The following is a 20,885-nucleotide window of genomic DNA, read 5'->3' as shown; positions in this document are numbered from 1 at the left end:
TGACCTACCCGCCGTAAGGTCGCCGACGTGACCACCGCCAGCCGCACCGACCTGCGCCGCGCCCTCGACGCGGCGAACGTGCCCTGCCTGACGATGTGTCTGGTGCAGCTGACCGGCGACCTCCGCTGGCTGGAGGCGCCGTACGCGCCGACCCGTGCGCGCGGCCTCGACGACCACGACACGGGTGGGCTGCCCGACGAGGTCCAGGCCGAGATCCGGGACGCGGTCGCCACGGCCGTGGAGGCAGGGCTCGAGCCCGTGATCCCGGCGCCGCGGGGCGACCTGCTGCTCCGGATGCTGCGGACGTTCACCGGCGAGCCCGTGGGCGACGAGTTCGAGCCGATGATGGCCGAGACCCTGGGCGCGGCGTCCCCGGAGCCGACCCCGCACCCGACCGTCCCGCCCGGCACGGACGCCCTCGTGATCGGCGCCGGCGTCGGCGGGCTGCTCGCCGTCGCGACCCTGCGTGAGATGGGCATCCCGGTGACCGCGCTCGAGCGGAACACCGACGTGGCCGGTACGTGGTGGGAGAACCGCTATCCCGGCGCGGGCGTCGACACCCCGAGCCACCTCTACTCCTACTCGTTCCGCCCGCACCCCTGGTCGACCGCGTTCGGGCGCCGCGACGAGGTGTTCGACTACCTGCGCGACTACGCCGACTCCGCCGACCTGCGCCGGTCCATCGAGTTCGGCGTCGAGGTGGAGTCGGCGACCTGGGACGAGGCGACCTCGCGCTGGGAGCTGGTGACCCGTCGTCGGGACGGGAGCCGGGAGACCCGGTCGGCGGCGCTCGTGATCTCGGCGGTCGGGCAGCTCAACCGCCCGACGATGCCCGACCTACCCGGCCTCGACGCGTTCGACGGCCCGCTCTTCCACTCCGCCCGCTGGCCGGACGACCTGGAACTCTCCGGACGACGGGTCGCGGTGGTCGGCACGGGCGCGAGCGCCATGCAGATCGTCCCGCGGATCGCCGGTCGGGCCGGCCGCGTCACGATCTTCCAGCGCTCACCCCAGTGGATCGCGCCGCACGAGGGCTACTTCGACGAGATCGGCGCCGACAAGCAGCAGGTGCTCGCCGAGGTGCCGTTCTACGCGGGCTGGTACCGCGCCCGCCTCGCGTGGACGTTCAACGACAAGGTGCACCCGGCCCTCGTCGTCGACCCCGGCTGGGAGCACCCGGAGCGCTCGGTCAACGCCGCCAACGACGGGCACCGCCGGCACTTCACGCGGTACCTGGAGGCCGAGCTCGACGGGCGCCCCGACCTCGTCGAGAAGGCGCTCCCCCACTACCCGCCGTTCGGGAAGCGGATGCTGCTCGACAACGGCTGGTTCGCCGCCCTGCGCCGCGACGACGTCGAGCTCGTGACGGAGGCCGTGGCCGAGGTGCTGCCGCACGGGCTGCGGACGACGTCGGGCACGGAGTACGACGCGGACGTCGTCGTCGTGGCGACCGGCTTCGCCGCGCACGAGTTCCTGGCGGGCGTCGACGTGCAGGGTCGCGTCGGCTCGCTGGCCGAGACGTGGGGCGAGGACGACGCGCGGGCGTACCTGGGCGTCACCGTGCCCGGCTTCCCGAACCTCTTCCTGCTGTCCGGCCCGAACACGGCGCTCGGTCACGGCGGTTCGCAGATCACGATCATCGAGCTGCAGATGCGGTACGTCGCGCGGCTGGTCGCGGGCCTGCTCGACGGCGGCGGTACGGCTCTGGAGGTACGGCCCGACGTCGCGGCGGCCTACGACGAGGAGGTCGACGCCGCGCACGCCGGGATGATCTGGACCCACCCCGGCATGACGAACTGGTACCGCAACGCCGCCGGCCGCGTGGTCAACACGCTGCCCTGGCGGATCGTGGACTATCGGGCCCGGCTGGAGGCGTCGGGGCTAGGTGACTTCGTCATGTGAGCACTAAGTGGGGCTATAGAGCCTGTCGGCTTTTGTAGACCGGCGCCAGCGCCTCTGATTGGATCTTGGGGTGGCTCGTGACTTCCGTCCGGTGGATCGTGACACCGGGTTCCTGCTGCCCCCGGATGTGCGGGACTGGCTGCCCGAGGGGCATCTGGCCTGGACGGTGATCGACGCGGTCGAGATGTTGGATCTGACCGCGTTGATCTCCACCTACCGGCTGGGGGGTCGCGGCCGGCGGGCCTACGACCCGGCGATGATGCTCACGTTGTTGATCTACGCGTATGCGGTGGGTCTGACGTCCTCACGCGGGATCGAACGCGCCTGCGGCCACGACGTGGCGTTCCGGGTGATCACCGCCAACCAGGTCCCTGATCACGACACCATCGCCGCGTTCCGGGTCCGGCACCGCGAGGTGTTCAAGGACCTGTTCATCGAGGTCCTCAAGGTCTGCGCGGCCGCGGGGCTGGGGCGGGTCGGGACGATCTCGGTCGATGGCAGCAAGATCGCCGCGAACGCCTCGTCGCGGCGCAACCGCACCGCGGCGGGGATCGCCAAAGCCCAGGCCGAACTGGGTGAGCCGGAGCCCGATGACCCGGATCTGGGTGACCCGGATCTGGGTGGCCCGGAGCTGGGTGACCCGGAGCCCGATGACCAGGGTCTGGCGGGGGTGGTCGAGGACCGCCTGGAACGGGCCGAGTCCAGCGACGCCGCCGAGGACGCCGAGCACGGGCCGGGACGACGGGGCGACGAGCCGCCCGAGGACATGAACGACCCGACCGCGCGGCGGGCCCGGCTGGCCCGGGCCGCGGCGAAGGTCGCCGAGCAGAACGCCGCCCGGGCGGCGGAAGCGGCCGCCCAGCAGCAACGCTACGAGACCAGGCTCGCGGCCCGGAACGCCCACCACGCCACCCACGGGCGCTTCCCGAAAGGCCGGCCCCCGAAGGCACCGGCCACCCCGACCGAGGCACCGGCCACCCCGACCGAGAGCACCCCGGCCGGGGACAAGCCGGTGCGGGCGAACACCACCGACCCCGACTCCCGGCCGTTGCGGACCGCGCAGGGGTTCCTGCAGGGCTTCAACTCCCAGGCCGTGGTCGGCGACGACCAGGTCGTGATCGCGGTCGAGGTCGTCGACCAGGCCAACGACGCCGGTCTGCTCGCCCCGATGACCGCCGCCGCGCTGGACAACCTCGCCCGCGCCGGGATCGACGCCCCGGTCGAGACCGTGCTCGCTGACACCGGCTACTTCACCGCCGGAGACATCACCGCCCTCGATGACGTCCACCAGCAGGGGCGGGGCCCCCGACCGCTGGTCCCGCCCACACGTGATGCGCTGCGCGACCCCGAGCAGCAACAACCACCCCGGCAGGAGTCGCGGGTGCGCCGCCGGATGCGCGAACGGCTCGCCGAGCCCGAGGCGCGCGAGCGCTACCGACGTCGCAAAGTCACCGTCGAACCGGTCTTCGGGCAGATCAAGAACCGGATCGCCGACCGGTTCCGGGTTCGGGGTCTCGTCGCGGTCCGCGCCGAGCTCACCCTGATCGCCACCGCCCACAACCTGCTCAAGCTCCACACCGCAACCACCTGAGAAGCGGGCCACGGCGCCCTCCGGGCGCCGCAGCCCGCCCTCAGGAACCCGCCGTCAGGAACCCGCCGTCAGGAACTCGCCGTCAGGAACCCGGAATCAGCGACTGACTCCGAGCACCCACCGGACTTACAAAGTCCGACAGGCTCTATAGGCCCACTTAGTGCTCACCTGCCGCAGGCACCCAGCTGCCGTGGAACCCGGCCGGGACGCCGCGCGGCAGGGTCACCGCGGCGACGGTGCGGGTGATGTCGGACGCGTCCAGCACGAGCAGGCGGGACGCCGACCCGTCACGGCGGGTCGTGACGGTCAGCAGCCAGCCGTCGTCCTCGGCACGGTCCGGAGCACTCGACGGCACGAAGACGGCCTCGCCGGCGGAGACGTCGCGGCCCGCGTCGTGGGTGGTGGTCACGCCGGTGTCGAGGTCGAGCTTGACCACGCTGTCGCTGTGCCGGCCGGAGGCGACCGCGTACCGGTAGCGCGCCGTCCGGCCCACGCGCTCGTCGTCGAGGGTCGGCATCTCGAGGGGCCGGTCGTCGAGCGGGGTCTCGGTGACCGCGCCGGTCGTCAGGTCGAGCGTCCACCGGTGGAAGCGGGCGACGCCGAGCGAGACGGCCTCCGACGCCGGGTCCTGCCGCGGTCGGCGGCGACGCTTCGAGGGGAACAGCGCGGCGGCGTCCGCGCCGGAGTAGCGCGCACCGTCCAGCACGATCCGACCCGCCCCGTCGTCGGGAAGGAAGCTCGCCGTCCCGACGTGGAAGACGTAGCAGGGGTCGATCTCGAACCAGCGGACCGGCGCGGCCGGGTCGTCGAGGGGCATGACGCCGAGGCGGGCGCCGTAGCGCTCCTCCCAGCCGAAGGGCATGCCGGAGACGACCATGCGGCGCCAGGCGAAGGTCATCGGCAGGTCGAGGAAGATCGCGTGGCGGTCGGTGATCGCGAGGTCGTGCATCATCGTCGGCCGGTCGACCGACACCGGACGGCTCTCGACGAGCTCGCCGCTGGCGGAGAGCCGGTGGTAGGTCAGGTACGGCGGGAACGGCGAGTAGCCGTGGAAGTGCATCTCGCCGGTGACCGGGTCGGTCTTCGGGTGCGCGCACATGGCGGTCTTCAGTCGGCCGCCGAAGTCCTGCGGTCCGACGGTGTCGAGGTCGGCGGAGACCTCGTACGGCAGCCCCTGCTCGACCAGCGCGAGCAGACGCCCGGCCTGCGGCACGATGTGCGTGTTCGCGGGAACGGCCGTGAGGTCGGGCCCGCGCAGCCCGAGGAACGGCTTCCCCTCCAGCGCCCGGGTGCGCACCCACCGGTTGCGGTACCACTCCGCGCGACCGCCCCGCAGGCGGATGCCGTGCAGCATCCCGTGCCCGCGGAACCAGTGGCCGGGGTCGTCGCCGGGCAGCGGGTTCGGACCGTTGCGCAGGTAGCGCCCGTCCAGTTCCGGCGGGATCGCCCCCTCGACCGGCAGGTCGACGGCGTCGATCTCGTCGGGGACCGGGGTGTAGCGGTCGCGCGTCGGGGGCGCTTCGGCGGTCATCACCTTCGAGTGTGCGCCGTCCCGACGCCGGGCGCCGGTTGCCCGGGCGACCCCAGGTGTCAGTCGTGGCCCACCGCTGTCGTCCAGCGTCAGGAGGGCGCCACGCTCACGTCGGCCGGAGCGGCGAGTGCGGCGGAGTGCGGCGGAGTGCGTCATCGCTGATGCACATCGCCGCACTCGCGCTCGGGCCCGCCAGGCAGTGGATCATGCCGAGCGCGACATCCGGGCCGTCGCGCTCGGCATGATCATCTGCCTAGCGGACCGCACGGCTGGCTCACGTCGGCCGGATGCGCTCGTCCACCACGCGGCGGGCCTTGAACGTCGTCTCCGGCAGCACGCCCGGGTCCAGCAGGACGACCGGCACCCGGATCTGGAGGACCCGTCGCAGCGCTGCCTCCACCCGCTCGGTCAGCTCCGCGCGGTCCGTCCCGACGGCGGCCGGGCTCAGCTCGGCCTCGACCGTGAGCTCGTCGAGCGCGCCCACCGTGTGCACGCGCATCCGGAACTCGGGGCCGAGCTCCGGGATCGTCCGGAGTCCTGTCTCCACCGCGCTCGGGAAGACGTTGGCGCCGCGGATGACGAGCATGTCGTCGAGTCGGCCGAGCACCCCCTCCGGCAGTCGGGGGTATGTCCGACCGCAGGGGCAGGGAGCGGTGTCGAGGTAGCTCTCGTCGCCCGGCGCGAACCGGATCATCGGCTGCGAGTCGCGCCAGAGACGGGTGTAGACGATCGCCCCGCGGGCCCCGACCAGGATCGGGACGTTGAGGTCGCCGGCGTCGACGACCTCGGTGAACACCTCGTCGTCGATCAGGTGCGTGCCCGTCCCGGCCTCGCAGCCGACGCTCGTCTGGAAGGGGTACATCTCCGACGTTGAGCCGGCGTCACTGACGATCGCACCCCAGCCGTCCTCGATGATCTTCCGCGTGCCCGGCAGGCTGCCACCCGGCTCCCCGCCGACGAGGATCCGCCGGATCGGCCCGGCCGCGAGGTCGATGCCGAGCCGTTCCGCCACCGAGAGCAGGTGGATGCAGTAGGAGGGCGTGGCGCTGAAGACGGTGCTGTTCAGCCGGGTGATGAGCTCGAGGTGGCGCTCGGAGTCGGTGACGCCGAGCGGGAACACCGTGGCGCCGATGCGCTCGGCGCCCTGCACCACGCCCCAGCCGCCGAAGAACAGGCCGAAGGGGAAGCCGACCTGGACGAGGTCGTCGGGCCGGATGCCCGCGCACCACTGCGCCATGGCGTGGACGTCGGCAGCGCGGCGCCAGTCGGTGTGCGAGACGGCGTACATCGTCGGGGTCCCCGAAGTGCCCGAGGAGCCGTGCACGCGCGCCGTCGCGCCCGGACCCGTCGTCGGGGTGTAGCTGCCGAACGGCGGGTGCTCGGCCTGGTCGGCGACCAGCATCTTCTTGGTGATCACCGGGACGCGGGTGGTGAAGTCCTCGAGCGTGCGCAGCTGGTCGGGGTGGAACCCGTGCGCGTCGTAGTGCCGTCGGTAGAACGGCAGCTCGGCGTAGGCGTAGCGCACCTGGTGCTGCAGCCGCTCGAGGATGAGGTGCCGCCGGCTCGCGGGGTCGCGGGTCTCCCGCTCCTCGTCCCAGAAGCGGGGGAAGCCGCGCGCGTCGAGCTGCGGGCGGGCCGGCGCCGACGGGGCCAGGTCCATGGGTCGTCTCCTCCTACACGGACGTCAGACGGGGCGCGCGACGAGGCCCTGGGCCTCGGCCACGTCCCAGTAGCTGTGCAGGCCGCGCACGTGCTGGCCGCCGTCCACCGGGACGAAGTGCCCGGTGATGCGCCCGGCCTCCGGCGAGAGCAGGAACAGCGCGACGTCGGCGACGTCGGAGGCCTCCTGGTGCCGGGGCGGGGCGATCAGGGTCCGGTCGAGGAACTCCTGACCGATCTGCCCGACGGTGAAGCCCGCACCGAGCGGCGTGTTGACCGTGCCGGGACCGATGCTGTTGACCCGGATCCCGTGCCGGCCGAGTTCCCCCGCGCAGACCTCGGTGAACTGCTTGATCCCGGCCTTGGCCGCGCAGTAGTGGCCGAGCCCGTCCGTCGCCGCCACCGCGTTCAGGGACGCGATGTTGACGATCCCGCCCGGGCGGCCGGTGGCGATCGCCCGTCGTGCGTAGGCCCGGGTGCACAGGAAGGTGCCCTTGAGGCAGGTGTCGACCACGAGGTCCCAGTCGTCCTCGGACATGTCGACGACGAGCGAGAGCGAGGCCAGGCCCGCGTTGTTCACCAGATGGTCGACCCCACCGAAGCGGTCCTCGGCGAGGTCGAACGCGGCGTCGACGTCGGACGCGACGGCGACCGACCCGTGTGACCAGGCGATCCGCTTCCCGGCATCCAGCGCGGTGTCCGTCGCCTCGATGTGGTCGGCGTCGATCTCGAGGCCGACCACGTTCCCGCCCGAGGCGAGCACGGCCGCGGCGATCCCCGCGCCGATGCCGCTCCCGGCTCCCGTGACGAGCACGGTCCGATCCGTCAGGTCCATGACTTCTCCCCGTCGAGGTGTCCGAGCCGGACGTCGATCAGCCGGCGCTGCCCTTCGTGTTCCACCCGCCGTCGACCGGCAGGATCTCTCCGGTGCAGAACGCGGCGTCGTCGGAGAACAGGAAGGCCGCGGCCGCAGCGATGTCCTCCGCCCGGCCGAGTCGCGGGATGATGTGCGCCGCGGTGAAGTTCTCCCGCATGCTCTCGGTGATCCCGGCGAGGATCGGGGTGTCGATGGTCCCCGGGCAGATGCAGTTGACCCTGATGCCGCGAGGCCCGTACTCCATCGCGGCCTGCTGGGTGAGGCTGACGACGCCACCCTTGGCCGCCGAGTAGGCCGCGAGGTTCTCGAGGCCCTTGAGTGCGGCCATCGACCCGATGTTGACGATGCTGCCGCCGCCCGCGTCGAGCATCCGTGGGATCGCGGCCTGCATCCCGAGCCAGACGCCCCGCAGGTCGGTGTCGATGACGTGGTCCCAGCCGTTGTCGTCGAGGTCGACGACGGTGTCGGGGCCGAACGTGTTCGTCACCCCGGCGATGTTCGCCAGCATGTCGAGGCGCCCGAACCCGCCGACCGCCTCGTCGATCAGCCGCTTCCACTCGCCGCGCTGACGGGTGTCCATGACGATGTGCGAGCCCTGCCCGCCGTCCGCGACGATCTGCTTCACCGTCGAGTCGTCGTCCTGCAGGTCCCCGACGACGACGGCCGCGCCCTCGGCCGCGAGGCGCAGCGCCACCGCGCGGCCGATGCCCTGGACGCCGCCGGTGACGACGGCGACCCGGCCCTCGAGGCGGGTGATCCCCGGAGACATCAGGCGATGCCGAGCGCGACGTTCGCCATCTTCTGACGGCGGGCCATCCGCTGGTTGGCCTGGAAGTTCGGCATGACGTAGCGGGCGAACATCTCGAGCGAGCGGTTCCACTTGTCGGTGGTGACCCAGTCGCGGCAGTTGATCAGCAGCGTCCCGAAGCCGCCGACCTCCTCCTCGAGCTCCTGCAGCTGGCGGGTGCACTCCTCGGGGCTGCCGATGATCCAGGGGATGTTCTCGGCCATCCACTCGAAGGTGAGCGACTCGTCGCCCATCGTCTCGTCCTTCTTCATGAGCGCGCCGAGACCGAGGCCCTTGAGGTAGTCGTAGGAGCGCTTGACGCCCTCGCGGATGTCGTTCATCGCCTGGTTGCGGTCGTCGGTCACGTAGACCTCGCGCACGATGCGCCAGTTCTCCCGGGTCGTGGACTCGGCGATCCCCGAGCGACGCCCGGCCTCCAGCATCGCGGCGCCCATGGCCTTGAGGTCGGGGGCCAGCGAGTACGTGCCGTTGTCGATCGGCGCGAAGTGGACGCTGAGGGGCTTCCAGCCGCGCTCGCCGCACTTCGCGTAGTTGTGCGTCCCGGTCAGCCCGGCGATCGCGAAGGGCGGGACGTCCTGGTACGGCCCGACCTGGAGCTGCCGGTTCTCGTACTTCCAGTAGACGCCCTCGTAGCTGACCGGGTCCTCGGACGTCAGCAGCTGCCAGATGATCTCGAGCGCCTCGTTGGTGCGCGGGGCGGCCTCGGAGGGCTCCAGCCCGAAGAGCGCCTTGTCGGTGGGCAGACCGCCGCCACCGAAGCCGTAGTCGAGCCGGCCGTGCGTGAGGTGGTCGAGGAACGCGAGGCGCTCCGCGACCATGAACGGGTCCTGGTAGGGCAGGTTCACGACCCCCGTGCCGAGCCGGATGGTGTGGGTCAGCGCCGAGGCCTTCGCGATCATGAACTCCGGGACCGGCACGTTCTCGAAGCCACCGGTGTGGTGCTCGCCGATCCAGAACTCGTGGAACCCGAGCCGCTCCGCCTCGACCACCGCTGCGATGTCCCGGTCGTAGGACAGCGTCCAGTTCTCGATCGGCGGGTGCTCCGGCATCGTGAAAAAGCCGAACTTCATCGGTCGCTCCCTCGATTCGTCGCGCGTGCTGGACGCGGCGGCCCGTGTGATCCCGACCAACGGTTTGCTCTCGGGACGCGACCACTGTGGCGTGGTTCACGAAGCCGTGTCAACAACGGGGTTTCGATTGCAGACGACTCAACTCGGATGCTTGTTAGCCGACCGTCGGTTTGCTTACATGGCGGCCTGTCCACGACCTCAGGAGCACGCGTGTCCGTCCCTCCCGGGCTCGATCCCCGTCCCACCACGACGACCACCGCCGACGGCCGCCACGTCGTCGCGGGCGGCCGGTGCCGACGCTGCGGCGAGGCCCAGGCGTTCCGCTGGCCGCGGTGCGCCGCCTGTGGTGGCGAGCTCGCGGCCGAGGACTTCGGACCTGCGGGCACGGTCTGGAGCAGCACGGTCGTCCGCATCCCGATCCCCGGACGCACCGCCCCCTACGGCCTCGCCTACGTCGATCTCGACGACGGGCCGCGGGTCCTCGCCCACGCCCCCGTTCCCGACGGCGGGTCGACGCCGATCGGCGGCCGGGTCCGGCTCGTCGCGCCCTCGCCCGACGGCGACCTGGTCGTGGAGCCGATCCTGGAGCCGCAGCGATGACCGGCGTCGCCGTGCTCGGCGTCGGGACCTCGCACTTCGGACGACAGCCCGACCGCGACCTGGTCGCGCTCGCCTGGGACGCCGTCCGGGAGGCCTTCGGCGACGCGGGCGTCGAGGGCGTGGACGCCGTCTGGGTCGGTACGGTGTTCGCGCCGGCCGGGGTGGCGCAGCGCGTCCTGCGGGCGCTCGGCATCACCGGGGTTCCGGTCGTCACCGTCGAGAACGCCTGCGCGAGCGGCACCACCGCGTTCGCCGAGGCGTGCGAGGCGGTCCGCACCGGGCGATATCGACGGGTCCTGGCCCTCGGCCTCGAGCAGATGAGCACGGCCTTCGCCGGCGCGATCGTCCCGGAGGCCACCGACCCCGAGGGGCGCACCGGCCTGGCACTGCCCGCGCTGTACGCGATGAGCGCCGCCCGCCTCCTGCACGAGGACGCGGTCACGCGCGAACAGCTCGCGGCCGTGTCGGTGAAGAACCACGCCCACGCCGTGCACAACCCGCGCGCCCAGTACGCGGGCGAGTACACGGTCGCGCAGGTGCTGGACTCGCCGATGATCGCGGACCCGCTGACGCGCCTGCAGTGCTGCCCGACCTCGGACGGCGCGGCCGCCGCCGTGCTCGGTCCCGCCGCGGGCGGGGCCGACGAGGTCGTCGTCCGCTCCCTGGCGCTGAAGAGCGGGGCGGCCTGGAACCACCGCTCGCCACACGTGTGGGGTCACGACATCGTCCGCGACACGGCGGCCGCCGCCTACGCGCAGGCCGGCCTGGACACGCTCGACGACATCGACGTCGGGGAGGTCCACGACGCGTTCACCGTCGGCGAGGTCGTGACGACGGAGGCCCTGGGGATCACGGCCCCGGGCGACGGCGGGACCGCCGCGGCCTCGGGCGTCACCGCGCTCGGCGGGAAGACGCCGATCAACCCGTCGGGCGGTCTGCTCTCCCGGGGCCACCCGCTGGGGGCGACCGGTCTCGCCCAGATCGCCGAGATCACCTGGCAGCTGCGCGGCGTCGCCGGGGCCCGGCAGGTCGACGGGGCCCGCCTCGGGCTGGTCGAGACGATGGGCGGCGGGGTGTCCGGCCTCGACGGCAACGCCTGCGTCGTGACCCTGCTGGAGCGGCCGCGATGACCCCGATGACCGGGCTCGAGCACGCCGACCTGCTCTCCGACGACGCGGTGATCGACCCGTACCCGCTGCTCGCAGCACTGCGCGAGCACGACCCCGTGCACTGGAGCACCCGCTACCGGTCGTGGTTCGTGACCCGCTACGACGACGTCACCGCCGCCCTGCGCGACCCCCGTTTCTCCTCCGACCGGATCGCGCCCTACCGTCGCGCCAAGCTCGACGGCCCGGACGCCGACCCGGAGCTGCGCGCCGCGTTCGGGGTCCTCGAGGACTGGATGGTCTTCAAGGACCCGCCCGACCACCGCCGGTTGCGGCGCCTGCTCGCGCGCGCCTTCACCCCGCGGGCGGTGGCGCTCATGGCGCCGCGGATCCGGGTCATCGCCCACGAGCTGCTCGACGACGTGCTCGCGGTCGGCTCCGGGGAGTCCGACCTCGTCCGCGACTTCGCCTACCCCCTGACGGCGTCGGTCATCGCCGAGATGCTCGGCGTCCCGAAGCAGGACCGGGAGCAGTTCAAGGACTGGTCGGACCAGATCACCGGCCTCGTCTTCGGCGGCCTGGGCAACACCACCCGGCACGACGCCGGGGCGCGCGGGATGCGCGAGCTCACCGACTACCTCGGCCGGCTCGTGGCCGACCACGAGCAGCACCCCGGCGACGACCTGCTCACGGCCATGATCAGCGCCCGCGACGACCGCGACGCGCTCACCCCCGACGAGGTCATCGCGACGGGGGTGCTGCTGCTGTTCGCCGGGCACGAGACGACGACGAGCCTGATCGGGACCGGGCTGCTGGCCCTGCTCGGCGACCCCGAACAGCGTGATCTCGTGACCGGGACGCTCGACGACGGCGCCGTCGACGAGCTGCTGCGCTTCGACGGGCCCGCCAAGACCGTGGCCCGGGTCCTCGTCGACGACGTCGAGCTGCGCGGCCGCAGCATGCACCGGGGCGACCGGGTGTTCCTCAGCCCCGCCTCGGCGAACCGCGACCCGTCGGTGTTCGAGCGCCCCGACGTCCTCGACCTCACACGCACCGGTGAGCGTCACCTCGGCTTCGGGATCGGCGCGCACTTCTGCCTCGGCGCGCCGCTCGCCCGGCTCGAGACCGGGGTCGCCGTCCCGCTCGCCCTGGAGCGGCTCCCCGGGCTCCGTCTCGCCGCCACCCCGCAGTGGCACCCCGTCCTGCTGTCGCGGGGCATGGAACGATTCCCCGTCCGCTTCGACGTCGGCTGAACTCCCGGGAGCGTCATGCCACGACCGAGCCGCTGGCCGGAGATCCTGCACGCCGCCGGCGAGGAGTTCCGCGACCACGGGTACGAGAACGCGACCCTCGAGGGCATCGCCGCACGGGTGGGCATCCTGAAGGGCAGCATCTACAACTATGTCGCCAGCAAGGAGGAGCTCCTCCTCGCCGTCGTCGAGGGCCCGGCGACCGCGCTGCTCGCCGAGCTGGACCGCCTGCGCGCGGAGTCCGACAGCGGCGTCGCGGTCCGGCTGCGCGAGCTCGTGCGCATGCAGGTGCGGATCTTCAGCGAGTACCACCCGGCGGCGTTCGTCTACCTCCAGCACCTGGGCCACCTCGAGCAGTCCCCGCGGTTCGCGACCTTCCGGCAGATGGACCGCCGCTACATGTCCGCCGTCGAGGCCCTGATCGCCGAGGGGGCGGCCAGCGGGGAGTTCTCCCTGGCCGCGGAGCCGCGCATCGTCGCGCGGGCCCTCGTCGGGATGATCGACTGGATGCAGCACTGGTTCGTCCCGCGCGGCACGGAGGAGGACCTGCGCCTCGCCGACCAGATGGTCGCGCTCGCCCTCGGCGGGCTCGCCGCCGGCGGGAGCATGCGGGCGATGCTCGGCGCGCTCCCCGACGTGTCGGTCCCCCCGATCGCGGTCGACGTCCCCCGATGAGCCACCCCGACCCGCTCGCCGGGTTCCGCCTCGACGGCCGGGTGGCCGTGGTGACCGGCGCGTCCTCCGGGCTCGGCGCCCACTTCGCCCGGGTCCTCGCGGCAGCCGGGGCATCCGTGGTGGTCGCCGCGCGGCGGGTCGAGCAGCTCCGGGAGGTGGCCGCGGCGGCCGGGCCACGGAGTCACGCCGTGCCCACCGACGTGTCCGACCCCGTGCAGTGCACGGCCCTCGTCGAGGCCACGCTGGACCGCTTCGGCGCGCTCGACGTCCTGGTCAACAACGCGGGCGCGGGCTACGCGGCACGGGCCGAGCGCGACGACCCGGAGCAGGCCGCGGCGCTCCTGCGCGTCAACGTCCTCGGCGCGGTGCAGATGGCGTCGGCCGCCGGACGCCCGATGCTCGCCGCCGGACGCGGGTCGATCGTCAACGTCTCCTCGGCGCTCGCCCTCGCGCCCCGGGGCCTGCCGCAGGCGACCTACTCGACGTCGAAGGCCGCCCTGCTCGGCCTCACCCGCGACCTCGCGCAGCAGTGGTCGGGCCGCGGGGTCCGCGTCAACACGCTCGCGCCGGGCTTCTTCCCCTCGGAACTCACCGCACCGCTGATCGATCCCGACGGCGGGGCACCCCGGGTCGCCGCTCACACGCCGCTCGGGCGCATCGGCCGGCTCGACGAGCTCGATGGGCCTCTGCTCCTCCTGGCGTCCGACGCCGGGTCGTACATCACGGGGACGACCCTGTGCGTCGACGGCGGCTGGGCGATGCACTAGGCCCGGGGCCAGCTCCCGCTGCATGCACCCAACGCCAGGAAACCCGGCACCGTCGGGGTGGGATCGGCGAGTGCGGCGGAGTGAGCCACCTCTGATGCACATCGCCGCACTCGCGCTCGGGCCCGCCAGGCAGTGGATCATGCCGACCGCGACATCCGGGGACGCCGCGCTCGGCATGATCATCTGCCTAGCGCGGCGACGGCACGGGAACCGCGGCGCTCGCCAGAGCCGACTCGTCCGCCCGGCGCGGCGTCGGCACCGCGGCCCACTGCGCGTCCCGCGTGTGCAGCGCGACCTGCCGCGCCTCACGGAGCCGGCGCTGCGGGTCGAGGGCCCGCGACTGCTCCGGCCGGTCCGACCGGACGACCCGCAGGTGGACCCACTCCGGCCGCCCGGCGTCGAGGACGTCGTCGACCAGTCCGCGCTCGACGTCGAGCTCGACCGAGGCCGCCGACCACGCCGCGCCCCGGAGGTCGGCCGCAGCACCGTCGAGCACGATGCGGGTCAGGGCGAGATCACCCGTGGCCCGGGCGAGGGCCGCCCGGGCCAGGACGAGGGCCTCGCGCCAGGTGCGGGGGTCGGAGTCGACGAGGTGGTCGTCGAGGTCGTCGGCGGCGGCCTGCGCCTCCGCCGTCCGGCCGAGCCGGGCCAGCACCGGGATCACGACGATGCGGGCCCGGGTCGCCCGCTCGCGGTCGGTGGTCGTGGTCGCCGCGAAGCGCAGCCAGCGCACCGCGGCCTCGTCGTCGGCGTCCTGGCGGGCCATCGTCGCGAGGGCGAGCGCCGCGGACACCGCGAGCTCGTCGTCGCCGTCGGCCGCCAGCTCGAAGCGACGCCGGGCCTCGATGCGGCCGTCCTCGGACTCCGCCTCGGCCAGGGTCAGGCGGGCGAGGACGTCCTGCGTGGCACGGTCGGCGCCGTCGATCCCGGCGAGCAGGTCGTGGGCCGCGCGCCGCCGACCGCACCGCAGCTCCGCCAACCCCGCCGCACGACGGGACGCGCGCGCGTCCTCGGCGTCCCCGCGGGCGGCCACCGACCGGTGCCACCGCGCGGCCGCCTCGTCGTGCCCGTGCTGCTCGGCGGCCGTCGCGACCGCCCACGCCGTCTCGACCGGCACCTCGTCGGGATCGAGCCACCCCAACAGCACCGCCCCGACCCCGGCGTCGCCGCGGGCCACCGCGACCCGCCCGGGGATCACGAGCTCGGACATCGCGTGGGCGTCACGCAGCCGTCGTGCGAACGCGGTCGTGATCGGCCACCCGGCCGGACCCTCCGCGAGGTCGATGACGGCGTCATCGGGCGCGAGGTGCGGCTGCCCGTCCCGCGTCGTCCGGTGCACCAGCCCGGCCTCCACCGCCTGGTCCAGCGTGTCGGCGCGCTCGGTCAGCGCGGCCAGTCCGGTCTCGTCGAGGGCCGTCCCGACGGCGAGCCGGTGCCGGTCGGTCACGACCTGCACCACGTCCCGGACCGCCTCCGGGACCGCGCACCCGTCGTCCGGAAGGGTGTCGACGAGGACGAAGGGCAGGTCGGGCACCGGACCGAGCACCGCGTCGAGGACAGCCGGACGGACCCCGATCAATCCCTGCTCCGGCAGCGCCCCGAGCTCGGCCGGGGTGGCGTCGTGGACGACGGCGAGGTCGTCGCCGTGCCGCTCGGTCGCCGCTGCGAGGGCGGTGCGCACCGCGACCACCGACGGCCCCGTCACCAGCACCCGCCCGAACTCGGCCAGCGCCTCGTCGAGTGCCTGGTCGGTCGCCAGGTCCGTGACCAGCTCCGTGACCGCGCCGTCATCGTTCCGCGTCATGCTCGGTATGTCCGAGCGGAGGCAGCCGGCGTTGCACCTGGTGCGGGGTCCTCACCCGACCGAGAGGCCCGATTAGCCCGGTCGGCCCAGCGAATCAGGGTCGTTGGTGCTCGTGGAGCCAGACAGCCACAGCCTGTTGGAAGCGCCGGAGGTCCGTGAGATCGGCGAGACGGTCGAGCATGATGCGGTCGTCGACGTCGACGTACTCGTGGACGAGCACGTTCCGGAAGCCGACCGCCCGTACCAGCCGGTCCGCGTGGTCGCGCTCCACCACACCGTGCCGTCCGAGGACGCGCATCGCGTCACCGTTGTCAGCAGGCGGGCCCCACCCCTCGGAGGAGCAGAGGTGCTGGGCCACGTCGACGCAGCCCTCGACGGCCGAGATCATCGAGTACTTCACGCCGCGGAGCCAGATGGGGTCGGCGCGGCGTTCGCCGTCGGCCGCGGCCTCGTGGCTCAGCAGGTCCAGCTCGTCCGACACCGAACGCAGCAACCGCTGGACGCGGAGTTCATCGACCACGCCGGAGCCCCTCGAGGAACTCCCGGTGCGCCCGGTCGAGACGCGGACGTTCGTCGGCGTAGATCTTCCTCGTCGTCGCGACCCACCGGACCCGCGCCGGCGCGTCGTCGTCGAACAGGAGCAGGCCGTGCTGCGCCACCCGGCCGCGGAGTTCGAGCGGAGCCGTATCGAGCACGAGCAGATCGACCGAGGGCGGCAGCGACACCTCGAACGACGCCGGGGCCGACCCGCCCCACCACGCCGCGACGTCGGTGTCGGAGTCCTCCCGATGCGTCCCTGCGGCACGGCTGCCGTGGATGAGCGCGAACCGGGCGCCCGCGTCCCGCAGGGCCGCGACGATCCGCTCCCTCAGGTCGACCGGGACGTCCTCGATCACGCGCAGAAGTGTGGCACGACGGTCGGACGCCCGGGTCGCGCCGCGGCGTTCCGAGACCCCCAGAACGGACCGAGCGGGCCGTTCGTGCACATAGAAGCCACGAACGGCCCGCTCGTTCCGAACCGGGTCCAGCGGAGCGGACCTACTTCTTCGTCCAGGTGCAGGAACCGCTGAAGTCGATGTACTTGTCGGTGGACTTCACGACCATCGTCGAGGTGCCCTGCACGTTGTCGTTCGCGTTGATCGAGCTGAGCTCGCCGTCGGCGCTGGACAGGCGGGCCCAGTAGCACCAGCGGGCGCCGGTGGTGGTGTAGGTGCCCGGCTCGATCTCCGACCCGACCGCGTAGGTGCCGGCGCCGTACGTCCCGGCCGGCAGGCTCGCGGAGGAGCTTCCCGACGACGAGCTCGACGAGCTGTAGCCGCCCGAGCTGTAGCTGCCCGAGCTGTAGCTCGGCGCCGACGAAGCGGCCGATCCGATGGCGGCGACCCAGATCATGCAGATGATCAGGCCGATCACGCCGAGCACCGCACCGGCGATCGCGAGACCGCGGCCCACCCCGTGCTTCGAGGCCGCGACGATGCCGGCGATCGAGAGGACCAGGCCGACGGGCGAGATCACCCACGAGACGATGCCGATGATCGGGATGAGGGCGAGCACCGCGCCGACCAGGGCGACGACGAAGCCGGCCGTGGCGATGCCGTTGCGCGGCTCGGGCGGCGGCACGGGCACGCCTCCGGCCGGCATCTGGACCCACCCGTACTGCGACGGGTGACCGTACTGTCCCTGCTGCGGACCGCCCTGCTGCATCGTCACGACGAACTCCCCCGACCGAACCAGTGCTGACACCGCACGTGTCGGACAGCGTCGAGAACCTGTTATCGACACGAGTGGAACATCCCCCGTTCGGGCTACTCGCTCACGACGGGTACAACTGGCGGACAGCGGAGACCACCGGACCGGCCCGCCCGACCTCGAACTGCCACCGCACCCCGTCCGCCCCGACGACGATCACCACCGGCATCCGCGCGTTCCGCGGACTCGCCCCGCGCCGGACGCGCAGCGGCGCCGGCAGCACGCGGATCGTCGGCCCGGGACGCGTCGCGTCGTCCCGCCGGTCGGCGGCGAACACGAGGTCCTCGTCGAACGCGAGCAGCGACCCGCGGCAGGCCCCGTCGTCGTGCACGAGGGTCGGGCGGCCGAGCGCGGGATCGAGCAGCACCACCTCCCGGCGCCATCGCGGTGCCTCCGGCGCGCGCTCGCTCAGCACCAGGTACTCGCTGTCACGCTCCGGCGGCACGCGCCCGGCCCAGAGCACGTCCTCGACGTCGGACCCGACGTCGACCCGGCGCTCCCGCCACCAGCGCGGACCCCACCACGGTGGCTCGGAGAGCAGCACCAACCACGACCCGATCGCCGCCAGGAACCCCGCCAGCACCACGAACCCGCCGACCGGCGCGACGATCAGCGGCACCGCACCGAGGGTCGCGAGGAACAGGCCCACCCCGGGGACGAGCGTGATCGGCGCCGACCGGGTCGTCCCCGGCGAGGCCCACCCGCGCCACACCCCGCTCCACGCGAGCGCCCCGATCCCGAGCAGCACGGCCCCGAGGACCAGCGCCACGACGGAGACCGGGGACAGCACCACAGCAGGAGATTCCACCCGACCGAGCGCCCGTACACATCCTTCCCGACGACGGGTCGGGGCGGGTCAGGCCGGTCCGCGCTTGAGGATCACCGCCATGTCGATCGTCTGCCCCTGGCCGTAGCTCGGCGCGAGGGTGCCGACCGCCACCCAGCCCTGCTGCCCCCACTCGTTGAGGTCCTGCTCGATCTGCTCGTACGTGAAGCCCTTCCACCCGAGCTTGTACGTCAGCACCTTGTGCTCGTAGGCGTCCACGACGGGGAGTGCACACCGTGCCGCTACGGCACGGTCAAGGACCGACGACGGCAGACGTCGTGAGCGTGTTGCATCAGGGCTTGCGCATGTCGCGCACGAGGTCGCGATCACGGGCCCGGCTCGCCCGCCGGACCGAACGGCGTCGTCGAGACCGAGTCCAACCGACTCGGTTCCGGCACCGTGGTCCTGCAGCCGGACGAGACGTGTGCGGGACGCACCCGACGGATCAGCGCAGGTCCCACACCACCAGGTCGATCGCGCCCCGGACGTCACCGCGGTAGACGATCGGGCGCCCGCACAGATCGAGGTCGAGCTTCGGACCGTTGCCGAACCACGGCTCGGCAGGCCGACAGGACAGCGGCTCCCCCGGGTGCAGCAACCGCACGTAGTAGTCGACGCCGAGCGAGCGCAGGTACTCCGCTCCGCGCCCGGCCTGCAGCGCGGCCAGGTACTGCGGGGACCCGACGAGCCCCTCGAGCTGCACCACCGGGTGCTGCGTCGAGAACGCGAACGAGCCCGCCCAGTCGCCCATCGCGAGCACCGACCCGGGCGGCAGCGTGCGGTCCGCCCACTGTCCGGCGTCGATGTCGCGGGTGTAGGGCGACGACGACGGGTCACGCGGCAGGACCTGCACGGCCTCCTTTCCGGCGAACACCGCCAGCATCAGCACCGCGAGGCCCACCACGACGGGAGCAGCGAACCGCAGGGAAGACAGCCGCCCGCCGATCACCAGCGCCGAGAGCACCAGCGCCACCGTGCCGGTCGAGAAGTACCAGCTCTGCAGCTCCCAGCCCGGGGTCGTCACGACGTACCAGGCCACCTGGATCAGCTGCGCCAGCACGAGCAGCACGATCAGTGCCCGCAGCTCGGCGGCCCGCGGGACCCCTGGCGCCACCACCCAGGCCACGACCGCCAGCACGAGCACCGTGAGCCCGAAGCACATCGGCAGCGGACCGAGCGAGCCGTAGAGCAGGAACTGCCCCAGCGCCGCCCAGTTCTCCCCCGACCCCAGCTGCTTGGCCAGCCCGCTCACGGGCAGCGCCGACCCGAGCAGCACCTCGTTCACACCCGCGTAGACCACCAGTGACACCACCGCCGGCACCACGAGGAACGACACGAGCCGCACCGACCGCCAGCGCCACCACCCCACGAGCGCGAACAGCCCCACCAGCACCGCACAGTCCAACCGACCCAGGGCGAGCAGAGCGAGGAGCACCCCCGCGACCCGCACCGACCCGACGTCGGGAACACGGTCCAGCAGCCGCCGGCGGAGCACGACGTCGACCAGCGCCAGCAGCAGCACCGCGACGAGCGCGTTCTCGCAGCCGCCCCACCAGCGGGCGTGCGGGAGCAGCATCACGAGCGCGGCCACGGCGCCGACCGGACCGGCCGTCACCGCGGCGATCCGCCACACCAGCCACAGCGCGAGGGCCCAGAGGACGACGAGCAGCACCATCGTCACGACCAGCGCGCCCGACCGGTCCACCCCGAGGACGCGGAACAGCCCTGTGAGCAGCAGGAACCACAGAGGTTGGTAGCCGTTGGTGGGTTGCAGCCCGTCGAAGGTCGAGCCGTCGCCCGCTGCAGCGTGCAGGGCCGTGAGCAGGTAGTAGTGCACGTCGTCGGAGCCGAAGGCGAGGAGCTTCCACGGGTCGGGCGTGGCCACGACCGTCACGAGCTTGACCGCACCGAGCCCGACACCCACAGCCCAGAACACGACCGCGGCGGCCGACACCCGCCCCCGCGGCGGCGCGATCACCCCGCCCACGTCGCGTACATCCGCACGTCGGAGGAGTCGGGCGTGAGCTTGAAGAACTCCCAGGTGGCGATCGAGCCCGCGACGGCACCGAACCGCGGGTCGTCGACGCGGCGGACGGACCCGTCGGGGAGCGCGAGGAACGCCGTCGTGCCCGCGAGCCGGACCTCGCCCTGCACCGGTGTCCCGTCGAGCGGCAGCGGGGCGGAGTAGAAGTCGCGCGCGACCTCGTCGACACTGCCGTCGTCGATCACGCCGAGAATCCAGCGGTCCGAGGTCAACGACAGGTGCAGGTTGGCCCGCGGCGGCTGGTCGGTGGTGAAGGCGACCAGCGCGAGTGCGCCTCCGGCGTCGCCGGCGCCGAACCCGAAGCGCGCCCCGAGCCGGTGCAGCGGCGAGTCCAGGCGCTGCCCGAGGTAGATCGCGCCCGGCTTGCGGGGCATGTTCCCGACGAGGGCCCCGCCCTGCACCGAGGGCCGCTCGGGCGCGCCCGTGAGCACCACCGTGAACGGCACGCCCTCGTCGCCGACGGCCGGGAGCGGCCCGTCGGCGTGGTTGCTCCACACCGTCGACACCCGGTTCGGCACGACGGGCAGGGCCGAGGGGGCCGCCGCCTGCCCGGACGAGCTGCACGCCCCGAGCAGGGCCGCTCCCCCGGCGAGCCCGAGCGCGAGCGCGGACCGCCGGGACATCCC

Annotated in this window: 20 protein-coding genes; 7 read left to right on the top strand and 13 right to left on the bottom strand. The window is 73.0% G+C overall.

Features of this window, described 5'->3' with window-relative positions:
- Positions 1-27: 27 nt before the first annotated feature.
- Together BJ983_RS03695 and BJ983_RS03690 are read left to right on the top strand one after the other, a co-directional pair.
- Positions 28-1,902 carry an FAD-dependent oxidoreductase gene (locus tag BJ983_RS03695; RefSeq protein ID WP_179792570.1) on the top strand — a complete coding sequence of 625 codons (1,875 nt, stop codon included), beginning with the start codon at positions 28-30 and terminating at the stop codon, positions 1,900-1,902.
- Between the two features lie 91 nt (positions 1,903-1,993).
- Positions 1,994-3,493 carry a transposase gene (locus BJ983_RS03690; RefSeq protein ID WP_179792569.1) on the top strand — a complete coding sequence of 500 codons (1,500 nt, stop codon included), beginning with the start codon at positions 1,994-1,996 and terminating at the stop codon, positions 3,491-3,493.
- Between the two features lie 157 nt (positions 3,494-3,650).
- On the opposite strand, the gene BJ983_RS03685 is transcribed toward BJ983_RS03690, so the two are convergent.
- The 5 genes from BJ983_RS03685 to BJ983_RS03665 all read right to left on the bottom strand — a co-directional run bounded on the left by BJ983_RS03685 (position 3,651) and on the right by BJ983_RS03665 (position 9,438).
- On the bottom strand, positions 3,651-5,024 hold the full coding sequence (locus BJ983_RS03685; RefSeq protein WP_179792568.1) for a carotenoid oxygenase family protein: 1,374 nt from the start codon (positions 5,022-5,024) through the stop codon (positions 3,651-3,653).
- A gap of 274 nt (positions 5,025-5,298) precedes the next feature.
- A complete protein-coding gene (locus tag BJ983_RS03680) occupies positions 5,299-6,684 on the bottom strand; it encodes a phenylacetate--CoA ligase family protein (RefSeq protein ID WP_179792567.1) in 1,386 nt (461 codons plus the stop codon).
- 24 nt (positions 6,685-6,708) lie between these two features.
- Positions 6,709-7,518, bottom strand: a complete 810-nt coding sequence (locus BJ983_RS03675) for an SDR family NAD(P)-dependent oxidoreductase (protein WP_179792566.1) — start codon at positions 7,516-7,518, stop codon at positions 6,709-6,711.
- A 37-nt stretch (positions 7,519-7,555) separates the two neighbouring features.
- Positions 7,556-8,329 carry an SDR family NAD(P)-dependent oxidoreductase gene (locus tag BJ983_RS03670; protein ID WP_179792565.1) on the bottom strand — a complete coding sequence of 258 codons (774 nt, stop codon included), beginning with the start codon at positions 8,327-8,329 and terminating at the stop codon, positions 7,556-7,558.
- Positions 8,329-9,438, bottom strand: a complete 1,110-nt coding sequence (locus BJ983_RS03665) for an LLM class flavin-dependent oxidoreductase (RefSeq protein ID WP_179792564.1) — start codon at positions 9,436-9,438, stop codon at positions 8,329-8,331. Before BJ983_RS03665 ends, BJ983_RS03670 begins: the two co-directional genes overlap by 1 nt.
- A gap of 210 nt (positions 9,439-9,648) precedes the next feature.
- On the opposite strand from BJ983_RS03665, the gene BJ983_RS03660 reads away from it, so the two are divergent.
- The 5 genes from BJ983_RS03660 to BJ983_RS03640 are packed head-to-tail and all read left to right on the top strand — an operon-like array spanning position 9,649 to position 13,836.
- Positions 9,649-10,038, top strand: a complete 390-nt coding sequence (locus tag BJ983_RS03660) for a Zn-ribbon domain-containing OB-fold protein (RefSeq protein ID WP_343053691.1) — start codon at positions 9,649-9,651, stop codon at positions 10,036-10,038.
- On the top strand, positions 10,035-11,168 hold the full coding sequence (locus BJ983_RS03655) for a thiolase family protein (protein WP_179792562.1): 1,134 nt from the start codon (positions 10,035-10,037) through the stop codon (positions 11,166-11,168). The genes BJ983_RS03660 and BJ983_RS03655 overlap by 4 nt, the downstream gene beginning before the upstream one ends.
- Complete coding sequence (locus BJ983_RS03650) at positions 11,165-12,397, top strand: cytochrome P450 (RefSeq protein ID WP_246325524.1); 1,233 nt, start codon at positions 11,165-11,167, stop codon at positions 12,395-12,397. The genes BJ983_RS03655 and BJ983_RS03650 overlap by 4 nt, the downstream gene beginning before the upstream one ends.
- Before the next feature lie 15 nt (positions 12,398-12,412).
- Complete coding sequence (locus BJ983_RS03645) at positions 12,413-13,069, top strand: TetR/AcrR family transcriptional regulator (protein WP_179792561.1); 657 nt, start codon at positions 12,413-12,415, stop codon at positions 13,067-13,069.
- Positions 13,066-13,836, top strand: a complete 771-nt coding sequence (locus tag BJ983_RS03640; RefSeq protein WP_179792560.1) for an SDR family NAD(P)-dependent oxidoreductase — start codon at positions 13,066-13,068, stop codon at positions 13,834-13,836. Before BJ983_RS03645 ends, BJ983_RS03640 begins: the two co-directional genes overlap by 4 nt.
- Positions 13,837-14,023: 187 nt before the next feature.
- On the opposite strand, the gene BJ983_RS03635 is transcribed toward BJ983_RS03640, so the two are convergent.
- The 8 genes from BJ983_RS03635 to BJ983_RS03600 form a co-directional block, all read right to left on the bottom strand.
- Positions 14,024-15,640 (bottom strand): hypothetical protein, encoded by a 1,617-nt coding sequence (locus BJ983_RS03635; RefSeq protein ID WP_179792559.1) that lies wholly within the window; start codon positions 15,638-15,640, stop codon positions 14,024-14,026.
- Positions 15,641-15,734: 94 nt separating this feature from the next.
- The gene (gene hepT, locus BJ983_RS03630) at positions 15,735-16,160 is read right to left on the bottom strand and encodes a type VII toxin-antitoxin system HepT family RNase toxin (protein WP_179792558.1); all 426 of its coding nucleotides are present in this window, start codon (positions 16,158-16,160) and stop codon (positions 15,735-15,737) included.
- On the bottom strand, positions 16,150-16,536 hold the full coding sequence (locus BJ983_RS03625) for a nucleotidyltransferase domain-containing protein (protein WP_179792557.1): 387 nt from the start codon (positions 16,534-16,536) through the stop codon (positions 16,150-16,152). The genes hepT and BJ983_RS03625 overlap by 11 nt, the downstream gene beginning before the upstream one ends.
- Positions 16,537-16,678: 142 nt before the next feature.
- Positions 16,679-17,344 (bottom strand): Rv1352/Rv1906c domain-containing protein, encoded by a 666-nt coding sequence (locus BJ983_RS03620; protein WP_484456042.1) that lies wholly within the window; start codon positions 17,342-17,344, stop codon positions 16,679-16,681.
- Between the two features lie 109 nt (positions 17,345-17,453).
- Positions 17,454-18,197, bottom strand: coding sequence for a hypothetical protein (locus BJ983_RS03615; protein ID WP_179792555.1), 744 nt, complete (start codon positions 18,195-18,197; stop codon positions 17,454-17,456).
- A 48-nt stretch (positions 18,198-18,245) separates the two neighbouring features.
- Positions 18,246-18,434, bottom strand: a complete 189-nt coding sequence (locus tag BJ983_RS03610; RefSeq protein WP_218890088.1) for a DUF4177 domain-containing protein — start codon at positions 18,432-18,434, stop codon at positions 18,246-18,248.
- 226 nt (positions 18,435-18,660) lie between these two features.
- Positions 18,661-20,193 (bottom strand): hypothetical protein, encoded by a 1,533-nt coding sequence (locus BJ983_RS03605; RefSeq protein ID WP_179792554.1) that lies wholly within the window; start codon positions 20,191-20,193, stop codon positions 18,661-18,663.
- Positions 20,190-20,882, bottom strand: coding sequence for a hypothetical protein (locus tag BJ983_RS03600; RefSeq protein ID WP_179792553.1), 693 nt, complete (start codon positions 20,880-20,882; stop codon positions 20,190-20,192). The genes BJ983_RS03605 and BJ983_RS03600 overlap by 4 nt, the downstream gene beginning before the upstream one ends.
- Positions 20,883-20,885 lie beyond the last annotated feature (3 nt).

This window comes from Actinomycetospora corticicola (assembly GCF_013409505.1).
In the GTDB taxonomy this organism is placed as follows: Bacteria; Actinomycetota; Actinomycetes; order Mycobacteriales; family Pseudonocardiaceae; genus Actinomycetospora; species Actinomycetospora corticicola.
Note: the sequence above shows the minus strand (reverse complement) of the source record. Positions and strands in the feature narration are given on the sequence as shown.